19 protein-coding genes are annotated in these 16,988 nt (G+C 58.2%); 5 read left to right on the forward strand and 14 right to left on the reverse strand.

Annotated elements, in window-relative coordinates; genetic code table 11:
* Positions 1-74: 74 nt before the first annotated feature.
* A complete protein-coding gene (gene ccrA, locus ACR3FB_RS14445; RefSeq protein ID WP_170468948.1) occupies positions 75-1,361 on the reverse strand; it encodes a crotonyl-CoA carboxylase/reductase in 1,287 nt (428 codons plus the stop codon).
* A gap of 111 nt (positions 1,362-1,472) precedes the next feature.
* On the reverse strand, positions 1,473-2,861 hold the full coding sequence (locus tag ACR3FB_RS14450; protein ID WP_480565920.1) for a 1-acyl-sn-glycerol-3-phosphate acyltransferase: 1,389 nt from the start codon (positions 2,859-2,861) through the stop codon (positions 1,473-1,475).
* Between the two features lie 144 nt (positions 2,862-3,005).
* On the opposite strand from ACR3FB_RS14450, the gene ACR3FB_RS14455 reads away from it, so the two are divergent.
* The 3 genes from ACR3FB_RS14455 (at position 3,006) to deoD (ending at position 6,146) form a co-directional block, all read left to right on the forward strand.
* The gene (locus tag ACR3FB_RS14455; protein ID WP_480565922.1) at positions 3,006-4,973 is read left to right on the forward strand and encodes a methylmalonyl-CoA mutase family protein; all 1,968 of its coding nucleotides are present in this window, start codon (positions 3,006-3,008) and stop codon (positions 4,971-4,973) included.
* Between the two features lie 122 nt (positions 4,974-5,095).
* Complete coding sequence (locus ACR3FB_RS14460; RefSeq protein ID WP_480565923.1) at positions 5,096-5,413, forward strand: H-NS histone family protein; 318 nt, start codon at positions 5,096-5,098, stop codon at positions 5,411-5,413.
* Positions 5,414-5,432: 19 nt separating this feature from the next.
* Complete coding sequence (gene deoD / locus ACR3FB_RS14465; RefSeq protein WP_480565924.1) at positions 5,433-6,146, forward strand: purine-nucleoside phosphorylase; 714 nt, start codon at positions 5,433-5,435, stop codon at positions 6,144-6,146.
* A 275-nt stretch (positions 6,147-6,421) separates the two neighbouring features.
* Here the strand turns inward: deoD and ACR3FB_RS14470 are convergent, their stop codons facing one another.
* From ACR3FB_RS14470 to ACR3FB_RS14520, 11 genes are all read right to left on the reverse strand, one after another.
* Entirely contained in the window at positions 6,422-6,568 is a 147-nt protein-coding gene (locus ACR3FB_RS14470; protein ID WP_170468964.1) for a hypothetical protein, read from the reverse strand.
* A gap of 124 nt (positions 6,569-6,692) precedes the next feature.
* Positions 6,693-7,472, reverse strand: coding sequence for a succinate dehydrogenase iron-sulfur subunit (locus tag ACR3FB_RS14475; protein WP_170462678.1), 780 nt, complete (start codon positions 7,470-7,472; stop codon positions 6,693-6,695).
* Between the two features lie 13 nt (positions 7,473-7,485).
* A complete protein-coding gene (locus ACR3FB_RS14480) occupies positions 7,486-8,112 on the reverse strand; it encodes a sulfotransferase (protein ID WP_480565926.1) in 627 nt (208 codons plus the stop codon).
* A 91-nt stretch (positions 8,113-8,203) separates the two neighbouring features.
* Complete coding sequence (gene sdhA / locus ACR3FB_RS14485; RefSeq protein WP_480565928.1) at positions 8,204-10,012, reverse strand: succinate dehydrogenase flavoprotein subunit; 1,809 nt, start codon at positions 10,010-10,012, stop codon at positions 8,204-8,206.
* 22 nt (positions 10,013-10,034) lie between these two features.
* Positions 10,035-10,406 carry a succinate dehydrogenase, hydrophobic membrane anchor protein gene (locus ACR3FB_RS14490; protein WP_425084299.1) on the reverse strand — a complete coding sequence of 124 codons (372 nt, stop codon included), beginning with the start codon at positions 10,404-10,406 and terminating at the stop codon, positions 10,035-10,037.
* A gap of 10 nt (positions 10,407-10,416) precedes the next feature.
* Positions 10,417-10,800, reverse strand: coding sequence for a succinate dehydrogenase, cytochrome b556 subunit (gene sdhC / locus ACR3FB_RS14495; protein WP_480565930.1), 384 nt, complete (start codon positions 10,798-10,800; stop codon positions 10,417-10,419).
* A 213-nt stretch (positions 10,801-11,013) separates the two neighbouring features.
* A complete protein-coding gene (locus tag ACR3FB_RS14500) occupies positions 11,014-11,673 on the reverse strand; it encodes a DUF1194 domain-containing protein (protein ID WP_425084301.1) in 660 nt (219 codons plus the stop codon).
* 156 nt (positions 11,674-11,829) lie between these two features.
* Positions 11,830-12,858 (reverse strand): MaoC family dehydratase, encoded by a 1,029-nt coding sequence (locus ACR3FB_RS14505; protein WP_480565932.1) that lies wholly within the window; start codon positions 12,856-12,858, stop codon positions 11,830-11,832.
* Complete coding sequence (locus ACR3FB_RS14510) at positions 12,858-13,064, reverse strand: DUF1737 domain-containing protein (protein ID WP_170378966.1); 207 nt, start codon at positions 13,062-13,064, stop codon at positions 12,858-12,860. The genes ACR3FB_RS14505 and ACR3FB_RS14510 overlap by 1 nt, the downstream gene beginning before the upstream one ends.
* A 15-nt stretch (positions 13,065-13,079) precedes the next feature.
* Positions 13,080-13,631, reverse strand: coding sequence for an NnrU family protein (locus tag ACR3FB_RS14515; protein ID WP_480565934.1), 552 nt, complete (start codon positions 13,629-13,631; stop codon positions 13,080-13,082).
* A gap of 6 nt (positions 13,632-13,637) precedes the next feature.
* Positions 13,638-14,495 (reverse strand): HpcH/HpaI aldolase/citrate lyase family protein, encoded by an 858-nt coding sequence (locus tag ACR3FB_RS14520; protein ID WP_480565936.1) that lies wholly within the window; start codon positions 14,493-14,495, stop codon positions 13,638-13,640.
* A 169-nt stretch (positions 14,496-14,664) separates the two neighbouring features.
* Here ACR3FB_RS14520 and ACR3FB_RS14525 point away from each other — a divergent pair, with 169 nt between their 5' ends.
* Positions 14,665-14,970 carry a hypothetical protein gene (locus ACR3FB_RS14525; protein ID WP_480565937.1) on the forward strand — a complete coding sequence of 102 codons (306 nt, stop codon included), beginning with the start codon at positions 14,665-14,667 and terminating at the stop codon, positions 14,968-14,970.
* Here ACR3FB_RS14525 and ACR3FB_RS14530 read toward each other — a convergent pair.
* Complete coding sequence (locus ACR3FB_RS14530) at positions 14,967-15,722, reverse strand: sulfite exporter TauE/SafE family protein (RefSeq protein WP_170661187.1); 756 nt, start codon at positions 15,720-15,722, stop codon at positions 14,967-14,969. The genes ACR3FB_RS14525 and ACR3FB_RS14530 overlap by 4 nt on opposite strands.
* A gap of 161 nt (positions 15,723-15,883) precedes the next feature.
* Between ACR3FB_RS14530 and mdh the strand changes: the two genes are divergently transcribed.
* A complete protein-coding gene (mdh, locus tag ACR3FB_RS14535) occupies positions 15,884-16,846 on the forward strand; it encodes a malate dehydrogenase (protein WP_480565939.1) in 963 nt (320 codons plus the stop codon).
* Positions 16,847-16,988: the final 142 nt, after the last annotated feature.

Below are 16,988 nucleotides of genomic sequence, written 5' to 3' on the forward strand. Positions count from 1 at the left end.
CCCTCCAAGACGGCAAACACCCGCGTATCGGAGTTCCGATTCGCGGGTGTTTTTTTAGATATTTCAGGATGGGCTTATGGACGCGCGTCCAGAACCTCTTCCAAAGTGCGCATGCCGGTGCGCGGGGCCTGAACCAGAACCGACATGTTGCCCGGCTTGTGCTCGTTGCGCAGCATTTTCATATGCGCTTCGGGCAGATCGTTCCACGCGAACACTTCCGACATGCAGGGGTCCAGACGGCGTTCGACCATCAGCTTGTTGGCTGCTGCCGCTTGCTTCAGATGCGCAAAATGCGACCCCTGCAGGCGCTTCTGGTGCATCCACATGTAGCGCACGTCAAAGGTACAGTTGAACCCGGTGGTACCAGCACAAATCACGACCATACCGCCCTTTTTCACCACGAAGGTCGACACCGGGAAGGTGCTTTCGCCAGGGTGTTCAAACACCATATCAACGTTGTTGCCCTTACCGGTGATGTCCCAGATCGCTTTGCCGAACTTGCGGGCTTCTTTGAACCACTCGGCATATTCGGGCGTGTTGACTGTGGGCAGCTGACCCCAGCAGTTGAAGTCCTTGCGGTTCAGAACGCCTTTGGCGCCCAGCCCCATCACGAAATCCCGTTTGCTTTCGTCCGAGATCACACCGATCGCATTTGCACCGGCCGTGTTGATCAACTGGATCGCGTAAGAGCCCAGACCGCCCGAGGCTCCCCAAACCAGAACGTTCTGGCCGGGCTTCAGGTCATGAGGCTCGTGCCCGAACAGCATCCGGTAGGCCGTGGCGAGCGTCAGGGTATAGCACGCGGCCTGCTCCCAGGTCAGGTGCTTGGGACGCGGCATCAACTGTTGCGCCTGCACGCGGGTGAATTGGCTGAACGATCCGTCTGGGGTCTCATAGCCCCAGATGCGCTGACTCGGTGAATACATCGGATCGCCGCCGTTGCATTCCTCGTCGTCGCCATCGTCTTGGTTGCAGTGGATCACCACCTCATCACCAACCTTCCAGCGCTTGACCTTGTCCCCAACGGCCCAAACGATGCCCGATGCATCCGAACCAGCGATATGGTAGGGGGCCTTGTGGCCATCAAACGGGCTGATCGGCTGGCCCAGAGCAGCCCAGACGCCGTTATAATTGACGCCCGCCGCCATTACGAGGACCAGAACCTCGTTGCTGTCCAACTCGGGAACATCAACCACTTCCTGCTGCATCGCAGTATTTGGTTCTCCGTGACGCTCTTTGCGGATCGCCCAGGCGTACATCTGCTTGGGCACAAACCCCATAGGAGGGATTTCCCCCATTTCATAGAGGTCCTTTTCGGGTGCCTCGTACGACGCGATACCGCTTTCGGTGTCCAAAGCCATGCTGGCCTCCTTTTCAATATCTTTGCCGCGGCGCAGAATCGCCGCCTCTCCTACAGAGGGATAGGAGGGGTTGCGCAACATTGCAACCATCTTTGGTCTATTTTTGTAATTTTATGACCCAGCGGGTGCAGAAACATCTTTCGCGAGCGCAGCATTGGCGGATTTCACATGTTCGGGCACTGACTCTGCGTAGTATTGCATAAGATCCTCGCGCTGCCCGGACAGATTCAAAACCCCGTCTTCAAGGGTCAGAATGCGCCGTTCGACCATTTGATCCACAGCGCTGGTGATGGCGTCCTCTGATTCCGCCAGCGCCAGACCATCGGCTTCCATGAGGGCACGGATACGACTCCGCACCTCTTGTTCGGGCATAGGGCCATTCTCGCGCAGCAGCCAGCACGCGGCCGGCCCCGGCACCAAGGGAATCGCTGCGCCAATCCGTTTCATCAACGCGCGGGCGAGGTCGGTCATGACGTCATCACCGGCTCGTGCCTCGAAGTCTTTCAGCGAGATCGGCTTACCATACCGAACCGCGGCCAGTCCGAACCGCTTGTAGCGACCGATCAACCGACGCCAGATTTGCTTGAGAACCCAGCTTGTGATCACCCCGATCCGCGCGCGAAAACGTCGATCGGTTCCGAGGGCGGCACGCGTCAGGATCGTGTCCTCAAGAACGCGGTCATAGTTCAGGGCCACGGGCACAAACACCACATCGCGCCCCTCGGGCGAAGTGCCGTCGATGATGTATTTCAACAATCCCAGCTTGGGTCGCCCCAAAGCCCCGGTCAGGCTGAGCCCGCCTTCGGGGAACATCGCCTGGGTTACACCTGCTTCGGTCGCGTGGCGGACATAGCTGGCTAGAACCTGCCGATACAGCTCACTGCCCGATTTGCGCCGGATGAAATACGCGCCCATCGCGCGGATCAACCGGCTGAGCGGCCAGACCCGCGCCCATTCGCCCACGGCATAGGACAGGGCGGATTGCTGCGCCGCCAGATAGGTGACCAGAACATAGTCCATATTGCTGCGATGGTTCATCACAAAGACAACCGTCGCTTCGGGGTCGATATCCTTGATCGCGCTTTCATCCTTATAGCTGAGATGCACGTTGTAGAACGCGTTGCTCAGCAATCGGGACAGGCGAATGGCGAAGCTGAAATAGGCAAAAGCCGAAAAGGACGGCACGATCTCACGCGCGTATCGGCGGGCTTTTTCGAACGCAACGGCTTCGGGGATACCTTCGTCATGGGCATGCTGCTGCACCGCGTGCCCGACCTGAGGATCATAGATGAGCCGCTGGATCATGTCGTGCCGCCGCGCCAGCTTGAACGGTTGGATTGGCCGCTGCAGGCGCTTGTTCAACCGAGAGACCGCCCTCTCAAGCCTGCGGCGAAAGAACCAACGGACGGACGGGAACAGAAAATGCGAGGCAAAGGTGACCATGGCAAAGACCACGATCAACAGGAATAGCCACAGCGGAAGTTCCACGGTTCTCAACATCGGGCCACACTGCCACCAAACGAGACGGCTCACAATCTAGACAATTCGCATATGCCGCAACGCAGCGAATTGACAATGCCTGAAAATTGCGATTTAGAACCCGTAGACGTAATTTTGTTGCTCACCGAAACACGAGGCCCGCCCATGACGCAGATGCAGAAAGACCGCCCCTGGCTGATCCGAACCTATGCCGGTCATTCCACCGCCAAAGCCTCGAACGCGCTGTATCGCGGCAACCTCGCCAAAGGTCAGACTGGCCTGTCGGTGGCTTTCGATCTGCCGACTCAAACGGGCTATGACAGCGACCACACGTTGGCGCGGGGTGAGGTTGGCAAAGTGGGCGTGCCGATCTGCCATCTGGGCGACATGCGGGTGCTGTTCGATCAGATCCCGCTGGAGCAGATGAACACCTCGATGACGATCAACGCGACAGCCCCGTGGCTGCTGGCGCTTTACATCGCCGTGGCCGAGGAACAGGGCGCGGATGTCTCAAAGCTGCAGGGCACCGTTCAGAATGACCTGATCAAGGAATATCTCAGCCGCGGCACCTATGTCTGCCCGCCCAAGCCGTCGCTGAAGATGATCGCGGATGTGGCCGAGTATTGCTATACTAACGTGCCGAAATGGAACCCGATGAACGTGTGTTCCTATCACCTGCAAGAGGCCGGTGCGACACCGGAACAGGAACTGGCCTACGCACTCGCCACCGCCATTGCGGTGCTGGATGAACTACGCCCGCGTGTGCCTGCCGAGGACTTCCCTGCCCTATGTGGACGCATTTCCTTCTTCGTAAATGCAGGTATCCGCTTTGTCACCGAAATGTGCAAAATGCGGGCATTCGTCGATCTTTGGGATGAGATCCTTCAACAACGCTACGGTGTTGAGAACCCCAAGTTCCGCAGGTTCCGCTATGGCGTTCAAGTGAACTCGCTTGGGCTGACCGAACAGCAGCCGGAAAATAACGTCTACCGTATCCTAATCGAGATGCTGGCCGTGACCCTGTCGAAAAAGGCGCGCGCCCGTGCCGTTCAGTTGCCCGCCTGGAATGAGGCTTTGGGCCTGCCCCGTCCCTGGGACCAGCAGTGGTCGATGCGTATGCAGCAGATTCTGGCTTATGAGACGGACCTGCTGGAATACGGAGACCTGTTCGACGGGAACCCGGCGGTAGATGCCAAGGTCGAAGAACTCAAAGAAGGCGCGCGGGCGGAGTTGGCCAATCTCGACTCTATGGGCGGTGCCGTGGCCTCGATCGAATACATGAAATCCCGACTGGTCGATTCCAATGCAGAACGCCTGAACCGCATCGAACGGAACGAGACAATCGTGGTCGGAGTGAACAAATGGGTGGATGGCGAACCTTCGCCTCTGCAAACCGAAGATGGTGGGATCATGGTTGTGGACCCGGCAGTGGAACAGGAGCAGATCGACCGTCTGAACGACTGGCGCGCGGAACGCGACGACGCCGCGGTCAAAGCGGCCTTGGCAGCACTGCGTGAGGCAGCGCAGAGCGGTACAAATGTCATGGAGCCCTCAATCGCTGCAGCGAAAGCAGGTGTCACCACCGGTGAGTGGGCCGAGGAAATGCGCAAGGTCTACGGCACATACCGTGGCCCAACCGGCGTGTCCGGCTCGGTCTCGAACAAGACCGAAGGGTTGGAGGACCTGCGCGCCTCGGTCGATGCGGTTAGTGACCGGCTCGGGCGTCGTTTGAAATTCCTGGTCGGTAAACCGGGCTTGGATGGCCATTCCAACGGAGCCGAGCAGATTGCCTTCCGCGCCCGTGACTGTGGCATGGATATCAGCTATGAGGGCATTCGCCTGACACCAGAAGAAATCGTCTCGGCCGCGTCCGAGGATGATGCCCATGTGATCGGCTTGTCGATCCTATCTGGCAGTCATCTGCCCCTTGTCGAAGACGTAATAACCCGCCTGAAACAGGCAGGCCTGTCGCATGTGCCTGTCATTGTCGGCGGGATTATTCCGGACGATGACGCAGACGCTTTGAAGAAAATGGGTGTCGCCAGAATCTACACGCCCAAGAATTTCGAATTGAACGCAATCATGGGCGACATCGTCGCGCTGGTGGACCCGCAGGAAATCGCCGCCGAATAACACCCGTTTTGAAAAACTCTTGATGGCTATTCCCGAAATACCGGGAATAGCCTATATCGGCGTATGGAAATACGGCTTGTATTTTTCAACCGTAGCCACTCACGCCTGAAAGAGGAAAAGTAATGGGACTTGAGCTTGAAAAAGTGTCACGCAATGAACTTCTGCAATTGCGCGACGATATAGATAAAGCCCTGGTAGATGCTGAAAAGCGCGAGCGCAAAGCCGCTCTGGAAGCTGCCGAAAAAGCCGCAGCCGAATTCGGGTTTTCCTTGTCCGAGCTTTCGGACACCGGGCCAAGAAGCGCCAAGTCACAGAAATCAAAAGCGAAATACCGCAATCCAAACGCCCCGGAACAAACCTGGACGGGTCGTGGGCGCAAACCTCAATGGGTGCATGACGCGCTGAATTCCGGCACCGAAATCGCCGAGTTGGAAATCTGAATTAGAGGTCGTTTCAGAAATGACAATCCACATTGGCGCAGAAAAAGGCGACATCGCAGAAACCGTTCTATTGCCCGGAGATCCCTATCGGGCGAAATGGGCGGCGGAAACGTTTTTGGATGACGTTAGGTTGGTCAGTGACGTGCGCGGCATGCTCGGGTTTACCGGTACGTGGAAAGGGAACCCTGTCAACATTCAGGGCAGCGGCATGGGGATGCCTTCACTTTCCATTTACGTGAACGAATTGATCCGGGATTTCGGCGCAAAGACACTGATCCGCATCGGCTCCTGTGGTGGTATGCAGGACAGCGTCAATGTCCGCGATGTTATTCTAGCAATGACGTCGACCACACTTAGCACGCCATCCCGAGGCATCATGAAGGAGCTGAACTTCGCCCCCTGCGCCGATTGGGGCCTGTTGCAGGCCGCGGCCAATGCGGCGGCAGCAAAGGGAACGCCGACCCATGTGGGCGGGATCTATTCGTCCGACGTGTTCTATGATGAGCGCCCTGATCTGAACGAACAGATGGTGCGTCACGGCATCCTGGGGGTCGAGATGGAAGCGGCCGAGCTGTATATCCTCGCCGCCAGACACAAATGCCGTGCTCTTGCGGTTCTAACCGTCTCGGACCACCTGCTGACGGGTGAAGCCCTGCCCTCATCTGAACGGGAGCGTAGTTTTGGCGACATGGTCGAGATCGCACTGCAAGCGGCCTTCCCGGACGCAGCATAGAGTGAAACGGGCCGAGCATGTCTCGGCCCGATTTCTATTTGCCGATTGATTGCCGCAGACATTTCGAAGGACGATCTGAACCGTCGGATCGCGCGCCGCAATAGGCACAAACCCACAGATCTTCGTCACGATGCAATCGCCAGCGACAGTCGCGTGTCAGCGAAGACGTGCGGGACCGCCAGAAGAAATAGGCGAAAACCCCAGCGGCCAGAAGAAGCAGAAGAACAGGCATAGATCTGTTTGGCCCGTTCCAGCCGCAAATGGCAAGGCCGGTGTCACGCCGCGTTGGCGTATTCGAACAACTCAGGCTCTCGTTGATCGTGCGCGCCAACCGGTTCTGGCGTGTAATACGCCCACGCTTGCTCCAACAAGGTCAGAGCTTCCTTGGCGTCGGTTTTCGGTGTGTTTGCTTGTGTACTCATCGGAGTGATCCTGATTTCATCACTCCTCCCTTCCGCAAATATACGGCGTCGGTGGACCGACGACATCGGACGTTTTTGCAAAGGGGGCATGCGCTTGCCGCAGCACGGCAAGCGCATCGGTCGATCAGACAGAGCGTTCGACCATCATCTTCTTGATCTGCGCGATCGCTGCTGCCGGGTTCAGACCCTTCGGGCAGGTCTTGGCGCAGTTCATGATCGTGTGGCAGCGATACAGCTTGAAGGGATCTTCTAGCTCATCCAGACGCTCGCCCGTGGCTTCATCACGGCTGTCGATGATCCAGCGGTAGGCATGCAGCAAAGCTGCGGGGCCAAGATAGCGGTCGCCGTTCCACCAGTAGCTCGGGCACGAGGTCGAGCAGCTGGCGCACATTACGCATTCATACAAGCCGTCCAGCTTCTTGCGGTCTTCAATGGACTGCTTCCACTCTTTCGCGGGGCGGTTTGTCTTGGTTTCCAGCCATGGCATGATCGAAGCATGCTGCGCGTAGAAATGCGTCAGATCGGGGATCAGATCCTTGACCACCGGCATATGCGGCAGCGGGTAGATTTTCACGTCGCCCTTGATCTCATCCATGCCGTAGATACAGGCCAGCGTGTTGATCCCATCGATATTCATCGCGCAGGAGCCACAGATCCCTTCCCGGCACGAACGGCGGAAGGTCAGGGTTGGATCGATCTCGTTCTTGATCTTGATCAGCGCGTCCAGAATCATCGGACCGCAGGTGTCCATATCGACGAAATACGTGTCGACACGCGGGTTCTGGCCGTCATCGGGGTTCCAGCGATAGATCTGGAACTTGCGCAGGTTCTTCGCGCCGTCCGGTTTGGGCCATGTCTTACCGGTGGTGATCCGGGAATTCTTGGGCAGGGTCAGTTGAACCATGTCAATTCTCCATTCAGCCTGTCCGGGCGCGGTCAGACGCGCCTCGATTGTAGTGCCCCCAATGGGCAGTATTCACGTCAAAGTCCGCAGACAACCAGTCGGCAATCGCCTGAGGGCCGTCGCAGTCGATATCAAAGCGCAGGAACCTTGGGTCCCCGTCGAAATGGGCCTGCACCTCGGCATGGTGTACGTCGTACATCCGGCGCCAGCCCTGTTTCACCTCGTCTGCGCCCATCCCGTTGGCCTTACAGCAGCGTTCGAGATAGCCGCCATTGCTGTGCAGCGCGCGCGACGAAATCCAATCCTCGCGATCGCGCGTGTTCAGCAGGAAATAGGCATCCGGATATGCGGCGTGCAATTCACGGAAGAACCGCGTGCCATCCAGCATGAACCGTGCATTCACAAAGGCAATGTCGGTAAAGGCCCGGACCGAGCCGAACCCATCCAACGGTTTCCGACCCATGGCGATATTCGTCACCATTTTCTGGGCCAGATTATACCCCTGATCATCCACCCAATGCACCGACGCGATGCCGCTGTTCTGAAACAGTTTGTGCAGTGACGTGGTTGCACAGCGATTTAAGCCGATCAGGATGATCTTGGGGTCTCGCGGACCCGAAGGCAGCTGTTCAACTGTCATGGCAAGCACCCCTCACCACGCCCGAAAGGGGCGTTGGTCGTGTCGGTGGGTATGTGGCGCTTGCACCGCATTGCCTGATGGTTGCTCCTACTTAGAACGTCCGCGCTTTTGGCGCGATTTTTTTGAGGCTGATGCCGCCCTGATCCTCGTTGGTCAGAGGATCAACGATCACCGGACGGTAACTGAGTTCAACTTTGTTACCCTCGACCCGGCTGACGGTGTGGACACGCCAGTTCTCATCGTCGCGCTCTGCGAAATCCTCATGCGCATGTGCGCCACGGGACTCTTTGCGTGCTTCGGCCCCCACGATGGTGGCCAGAGCGCTTGGCATCAGGTTGGTCAGTTCCAGTGACTCCATCAGGTCACTGTTCCAAACCAGCGACCGGTCCGAAACCTTCAGATCGTCCATCTTAGCCGCGATCGCCGTCATCTTTTCGACGCCCTCCGCCATGGTCTTGGCGGTCCGGAACACAGCCGCGTCCTGCTGCATGGTCTTTTGCATTTCAAGCCGCAGGTCAGCGGTCGGGACTGCGCCCGAGGCGTTCCGTACGGCGTCAAACCGATCAAATGCTTTGTCAACCGATGCCTGATTCAGCACAGGGTTCGGCGCGTCTGCGTCCACTACTTTACCGGCCCGGATTGCCGCCGCGCGACCAAAGACCACCAGATCGATCAGAGAGTTAGATCCCAGACGGTTGGCACCGTGGACCGAAGCACAACCCGCTTCGCCCACTGCCATCAGGCCGGGAACAACTGCGGTTGGGTTGTCGGCGGTGGGGTTGAGAACCTCACCCCAATAGTTCGTCGGAATACCGCCCATATTGTAGTGCACGGTCGGCAGAACCGGGATCGGTTCCTTGGTAACGTCCACACCAGCAAAGACACGTGCCGATTCCGAGATTCCCGGCAGCCTTTCCGCCAACGCCTCGGCTGGCAGGTGGCTCAGGTTCAAATGAATATGGTCGCCATCATCGCCGTGACCACGACCTTCGCGGATCTCCATCGTCATCGAACGCGAGACATAGTCGCGCGGCGCCAAGTCCTTATACTGGGGAGCATAGCGCTCCATGAACCGTTCACCTTCAGAGTTGGTCAAGTAACCGCCTTCACCTCGAGCACCCTCGGTGATTAGGCAACCCGAGCCGTAGATGCCGGTTGGGTGGAACTGAACGAACTCCATATCCTGAAGCGCCAGACCGGCACGCGCCACCATGCCGCCGCCATCGCCGGTGCAGGTATGGGCCGAGGTGGCGCTGAAATAGGCGCGCCCATAGCCGCCGGTCGCCAGTACAACCATCTTGGCGTTGAAGACATGCATCGTGCCGTCGTCCAGCTTCCAGCAGACGACGCCCTGACACTGCCCGTCCTCGGAGATGATCAGGTCAATGGCGAAATATTCGATGTAGAATTCAGCGTTGTTTTTCAGCGATTGTCCATAAAGCGTATGCAGGATCGCGTGACCGGTCCGGTCTGCGGCTGCACAGGTGCGCTGCACGGCGGGACCTTCGCCAAACTCGGTGGTGTGACCGCCGAAGGGGCGTTGATAGATTTTACCCTCTTCCGTACGGCTGAAGGGTACGCCGTAGTGTTCCAGCTCGTAAACGGCCTTGGGAGCTTCGCGCGCAAGGTACTCCATCGCATCGGTGTCACCCAGCCAGTCCGAACCCTTTACGGTGTCGTACATGTGCCATTGCCAATGGTCAGGCCCCATGTTGGACAGGGACGCGGCAATTCCACCTTGCGCGGCAACCGTATGTGAGCGTGTCGGGAACACTTTGGTGACACAGGCTGTACGTAGGCCCTGCTCGGCCATGCCCAATGTCGCCCGCAGACCGGCCCCACCTGCACCTACGACGACCACGTCGTATTCGTGGGTTTCATATTCATATGCTGCTGTCATTGTTCTTGTTCCTTATCGCGCGTCACAGGGCCAGCTTGACCAAGGCAAACAGCCCCGTAGCCATCAGCGTGTAACCAAGCGCCCACATCGCAACGAGAGAGATTTTCTCAAGAATGCCATGGATATAGTCTTCGATGGTTTCCTGCGCCTCATACATAAGCTGCTGCAGGCCCACGACTAGCGTCAGGGCGGTGACAATCGCAGGGAAAGGACGGCTGAAATAGGCCAGAACCTCTTCATACGTGCCGCCGAGACCCAGTCCGAAGGTGATGATAAATATGGGAACCAGCACGGTCAGGATCATCGCGCGCACCATGGTACGCCAATGGGTTTGTGTTCCCGATTTCCCTGCGCCCAGGCCCTGCGCGCGTTTGCGGTCGGTCAGATATCGCATCTCCGTCTCCTTAAACCACAAGCACGGTGAGAATGGTCAGGACTGTGGCCCCGATGAACATGCCCATCCCCAGTTTTTCCGAGGTATTCACGTCGAGGCAGTAGCCGAGGTCCCAGAAAACGTGACGCAGGCGGCCCAGCGTGTGATACCAAAGTGCCCAGGTCGCGACGATGAGGATCAGCTTGCCGAACCAGCTGGTCAGGAACCCGTCGATCAGCGCAAATGCACTTTCCGAAGTTGACGTTGCCAGCAGCCACCAGACGACCAGAATGGCAACGGCAAACACCCCGAGGCCGGAAAACCGAACCATGATGGACGACATGGAAGTCATCTGTGGGCGATAGATCATAATATGTGGCGAGAGCGGGCGGTTGCCCCGATTGACATCGGCCATGGCGGCTCCTCTTACTTTGGCTACCAGACTTTTTACTTGTTTTTGCGCTTCTGTCACGTGCTGCACCTGCAAAAACAGGTAAAATTGCCTCAAAAACGGTGATTTTGACCAATTGTGATCACGCACTTTAAAAGTGTGATCACAAAATACAATGCGATCATTCTATGTTAGCGTTTTCAACGCAGAAGCATTGTGATCACGAATCCCTACAGATCATCGAAAACCGGCAGATTGCTGCGTCACCTCGCGCAGCAACTTTTTTCGTATGCGCTCCGGGTAATCAGCAAAACCCGAAGCCGACACGACAAACGCCCCCTCTCCGAAGATGACGTTCTCAAAGAAGTAGGCCGTCAGATCCGGTTCGCTTTCTTCGATGGCAATTGCGTTTACCGTCACGCCTCGATCTTTCAGAAGGCCATGAATCTGCGTCGGCTCAATCCCTTCGTTGGAAACTCCGTCTCCCGAGATATCAATCAGCAGTCGCCTGCACTCTGCCACTTCGTCAAACCGCAGCAGGGTGGCCTCTAAAGCTTCTCCGATCGCGGTTGAGAAGTTTCGCCAGACCCTTGGGTCCTGTGCAACTTGATCAGCGAACTTCTCCAGAGCGATAAAGCTGTCGATTTTCGTCCACGGGATCGTCACCCGCTGGCGGGATTCGCCCGTCCATTGCACCAGCATCACCTGTGCCTGACCGCGTACCAAGGCCTCGGACACCACGGGGTCACGCAGTCCTGCGGCAAGGCCATCCATCTGAATGCGATATTCGCTGCTATCGACAGAGCCAGAGACATCCACCGCCAAGGCTAGCGCCAAATCACAGGCCACGGCGGGGCGTGTAAGGCACAGGAAAAGGGTGAGAAAACGCAGCAACATGCCGCCACCCTAGCACGGATTGCGGGCGCTGTGTTCACATCACTGTAACCCGATTTTAGCGTTTCGGGTTATACCTGTGACAAGAATACCCTGCCACGCTTGCAGCGTTCTCGGGACATTCGTGTCACTTGATGATTCAGGTAAACCCGAAACGCTTTAGATCGGCATCAAGGCCCAATAGTCGAGGTCCAGCAGCACGTCCGACGTGTATTTTCCGTCTTCACCGCGCAGCTCGAACGGCGCGCCGCCTTTGGTCGCCACCAGGCGCAGGCGGATCGCTCCGACCCCGGGCACGTCGGTTTCAGCCTTGTCCAGAACCTCGGACCACGCCTTGATCGTGTCTCCTGCGAAACAGGGGTTGGCATGTGCGCCGCCATTCAGACCCACGATCATCTGCGCATTGGCCAGACCGTTGAACGACAAAGCCCGCGCCATCGAGATCACGTGACCGCCATAAATCAGGCGGCCTTCGGGGCGGAAGGTCAGGTCAAAATGCACCTTGGCCGTGTTCTGCCACAGGCGCGTAGCCAGCATATGCTCGGCCTCTTCCACTGTCACGCCGTCCACATGGTCGATGGTTTCACCGATCTCATAGTCCCCCCAACGATGCGGCTCACCCGCCAGGGTGAAATCGTAATTCGAGAAATCAAGCCCCTCGGGGATGACCAAATCGCTTGGCTCCAGCACTTTCTTCAACTTGGGCACGAGTGTTTCCGGTGCTGGCGCATCCGGGTTTGCCTTGCGCACCATCACCCAGCGGACATATTCCATGACCACTTCGTCCAACTGGTTCAGACCACGCGTCCGCACCCAGACCACGCCAGTCTTGCCGTTCGAGTTCTGCTTGACCCCGATCACCTCGGACACCGACCGCAGCGTATCGCCCGCATGAACCGGTAACAGCCAACGCCCTTCGGCATATCCCAGATTGGCCACTGCGTTCAGCGAGATATCGGGCACCGTTTTGCCGAACACCACGTGGAAGGCCGCCAGATCATCAATCGGGCTTTCCTGCAAACCACAGGACCGCGCGAACTCATCCGAGGAATACAGCGCATGGCGCGCAGGATAGAGCGCATGGTAGAGGCCACGCTCTCCCTCCGTCACGGTGCGAGGGACAGCGTGCGGCAGCACCTGCCCGACGGAATAGTCCTCAAAAAAGCGGCCCGGATTGGTTTTTGCCATTATTGCTGCCCCAGTTTCATCTCAGGTGAATAGTCCGCGTCGACCTCTTTGGTCACGGCCTGCGCGCACCGCATGACGTTGTTGGCCTGATCGAAGGCGTAGGAGGGATCGCCATAGAGCTCCCACCCTTTTGCCAAGGCGTCCGACACCTTGTGACAGAAGGCCGAGGTGTCCTCCTCGGTCAGGAGGCGATAGAGTTTTGCCATTCGTACAGGTCCTTATCATCCGAATGGAGACGGGCCGACCAGCCCGTGGATATAGCCGATCACACCCAGCAGCACGATCGAGGCAACAAAGAACATCGCGTCCATGCCATAGGTGCCGGGTTCGCCAGGGGTCCAGTCGGGTTCGGATTTGTTGATCACGATCACTTCGACCACGGCCCAGGCCAAAAGCCCGCCGAACAAGATGATCGAGGCCAAATCGCCGTTCACCAGCAGATGCGCAAAGGCCCATAGCTTGAACCCGCCCAGCATCGGATGGCGCAGCTTATGCAGCAGACGGCCTTTTTTGGGGGCTGGGCTCATCATGTAGATCGCGATCAGCACCAACAGGTTGTTGATATGGGTCATGAAGCTTGGCGGTGCCCAGACATAGATGAACTCGGTCATGCGGTAGCCGAAGATCATCAGCAGAATCGCGGCCACCAGCGCGAGCGCCACAGCCCCCTTGCCGCCATCGCCAATGGCCGCGCGCTGCGCAGGCAGGACGCGTTTGAACAGATGTGCGGCCCACCATAGCGCCACACCAAGGATCAGAAGAACAAAGCCCATGCTGGCTTACCCCGCTTGCAAAGCTGAAATCGCCTCCGCTTTTGCCAGAATTTCGCGGGCAGTTACAACATGCAGGTTTTCGACGATCTTACCGTCGACAACGGCAACACCCTGCCCTTGCGCCTCGGTTTCCTCAAACGCGCTGATCTGGCGGCGGGCGAGGTCTATCTCGTCATCCGACGGAGCGAAGGCTGCATTGGTGACCTCAATCTGCGCCGGGTGGATCAGAGTCTTGCCATCAAAGCCCATATCGCGGCCCTGTTCGCATTCCGCCGCCAAACCATCGGTGTCCTTGAAGGCGTTGTAGACGCCGTCAACGATGATCAGCCCCTCGGCCTTGGCCGCAAGCAGGCATAGACCAAGCGAGGTCATCAGCGGCAGACGGTCCGGACGGAAACGCGTTTGCAGGTCCTTGGCCAGATCGTTTGTCCCCATCACAAAGCCCGCCATCAGCGGATGCGCTGCAATCTCGGCTGCGTTCAGCATACCGCGCGGGGTCTCCATCATCGCCCAGATCGGCAGGTCCCCGGTGATCGCGGCCAAAGCATCCACATCTGCAGCCGAGTTCACCTTCGGCAACAGAACAGCATCCGCATCCATCTCGCGCACGGCTTTCGCGTCGTCTGCACCCCACGGAGTATCCAGCCCGTTGATGCGCACGATCTTGACCCGAGGGCCGTATCCGCCAGCGGCAAGCGCCGCCTTGAGGGTCTCGCGTGCATTGGCCTTTTCGTCGGCGGCCACCGCGTCTTCGAGATCGAAGATAATGGCATCAACCGGCAAGGTGCGGGCCTTGTCCAAGGCCCGGTCACGCGAACCGGGGATGTATAGAACCGAGCGATAAGGGCGCTGACGCGGGTGCATTGGCCTCTCCCGTTGTAATAATGTTGCGCAGAAAGGGGCATTTTTCTCAGGAAAGTTCAAGGTAAAAATCGCCGCAACGCAGCATTAGTGACGCAACGCTCTTTGCTTTAACGCAATATCGCCCTCTTGCCCGCAGGCTTGGAACGACTGGTGACAGATGGGGTCAGAGATGAAAAAGACAGTTTTGAAGATGACAATCGGGCTGGGAATCATGGTCCTCGCGGCGCAACAGGTTCAGGCGCAGGCCCGCAACTGCGCCCCTCGGGCCGATGTGTTGCAGCGCCTTACGGAAGCCTATGGCGAAACGCGTCGGGGGATCGGCATTGCCCGTCAGTGTGCGGTGATGGAGCTGTTTGCCTCGGACCAATCTGGCAGCTGGACGATCACGGTGACCCTGCCGGACGGAATGACCTGCCTTGTAGCCTCGGGGCGGGCCTATGAGCAGATGGCCGATGTCCTGCCGCCAAACACCTAAGTCAGTGCGTCCCAGATCAGCTTGCCTCCGGTCAGGGTCAGCAACACATAGGCGATGCCAAAGAACAGGCGTTCGGACAGCATGAAATGCGCCCGGACACCCAACCAGGCCCCCAATATGGCGAACGGGGTCAGCAGAAGATCCGCCAGCGCCGTGTGCCATGTGAACAGGCCAAGATAGGCATAGGGCACGAATTTCGCGGCGTTGATCACCCAGAACACCAAAACGGTCGAGGCCTGAAACTCGGTCTTCGACAGGCGCTGGGACAACAGATAGACGGCAGCCGGTGGACCTCCTGCATGGCTGACAAAGCTGGTAAACCCGGCGACAAGCCCCGCGAACAGACCTGCAGACGCAGGCAACCGGCGGGTGAAACCGCGAATCCAACCTTTGCTTTGGGCGACGTGCCAGATCACAAACCCGATCGAGATCCCTCCGATCAGCAGGCGCAGCAGGTCGTCATCCGTTACGCGGTATAGCCAGGTGCCCAGCAGAACACCCGGAACCGCGCCCAGGATCAGCAGACGCGAATCTGGCCAGCTCCAGCGTTTCCAATAGGGGCCCAGCGTGGCTACGTCGATCACCATGAGGATCGGAAGCATCAGAGCCAGCGCCTGCCCCGGTGTCAGGATCAAAGCCAGAATCGACGACGATGCAAAGGCAACGCCCGAGCCGAACCCACCCTTCGAGATGCCTGCAAAAATCACCGCCGGGATCGCGACTGCAAAAAACATCAGGTTCAATTCAAACATGCAGCGTCCCGGGAATTGGCTTGATTCACAGGCGGTTTAGCGCAACCGGATTGGGGATGGCAAACGGTATGCGGTGGCATGCCGCGCCGCAGGACCCTTGCGCAAATGCCATTTAACGACTAGCAAACCCGCGATTTCAATACCGACCGGAGATATTCCAAATGGCCAGACCCAAGATTGCGCTGATCGGCGCTGGGAACATCGGCGGCACGCTTGCGCATCTTGCAGCTGTCAAAGAACTCGGTGACGTCGTCCTTTTTGACATCGCTGACGGACTGCCTCAGGGCAAGGCGCTCGACATCGCCGAGTCCGGCCCGTCCGAAGGCTTTGACGCCGCAATGTCAGGTTCTAGCGACTATGCGGACATCGCAGGCGCAGACGTGTGCATCGTCACCGCAGGTGTCGCCCGTAAACCGGGGATGAGCCGCGATGACCTGCTGGGCATCAACCTGAAAGTCATGAAATCGGTCGGCGAAGGCATCGCAGCTCACGCGCCCGACGCATTCGTGATCTGCATCACCAACCCGCTGGACGCGATGGTTTGGGCTCTGCGCGAATTCTCGGGCCTGCCGCACAACAAGGTCTGCGGCATGGCGGGCGTTCTGGATTCGGCCCGTTTCGCACACTTCCTTTCGGAAGAGTTCAAAGTCTCGATGCGCGACGTCACCGCCTTTGTTCTGGGCGGCCACGGCGACACAATGGTGCCGTCGGTGCGCTATTCGACCGTCGCCGGTATCCCACTGCCCGATCTGGTCGAGATGGGCTGGACCACGCAAGAGAAACTGGACGCAATCGTTCAGCGCACCCGTGACGGCGGCGCCGAGATCGTTGGCCTGCTGAAAACTGGCTCGGCCTTCTATGCGCCTGCGACCTCGGCGATCGAAATGGCTGAAGCCTACCTGAAAGATCAGAAGCGCGTTCTGCCTTGCGCGGCCTATTGCAACGGCGAGTTCGGCGTTGACGGCATGTATGTCGGCGTTCCGACTGTCATCGGCGCCGGCGGCATCGAGCGTATCGTCGACATCAAGCTGAACGAAGACGAACAAGCGGGCTTTGAAAACTCGGTCAACGCCGTCAAAGGTCTGATTGAGGCTTGCAAAGGTATCGACGGCTCGCTGGCTTAAGCGCTCTAAGACTCAATCTCAGAATCGGCCCTAAATGGGGCCGGTTTTTTTATGCGGCGGGCCCATTACGTCACTAATCCGCCGCCTGGAATGTTAGGGCAAACGTCGCAACCGCCTATTTTGAAGCGGTTTTGAAACTCCC

The sequence above is a fragment of the Ruegeria sp. AO1 genome (assembly GCF_056535985.1).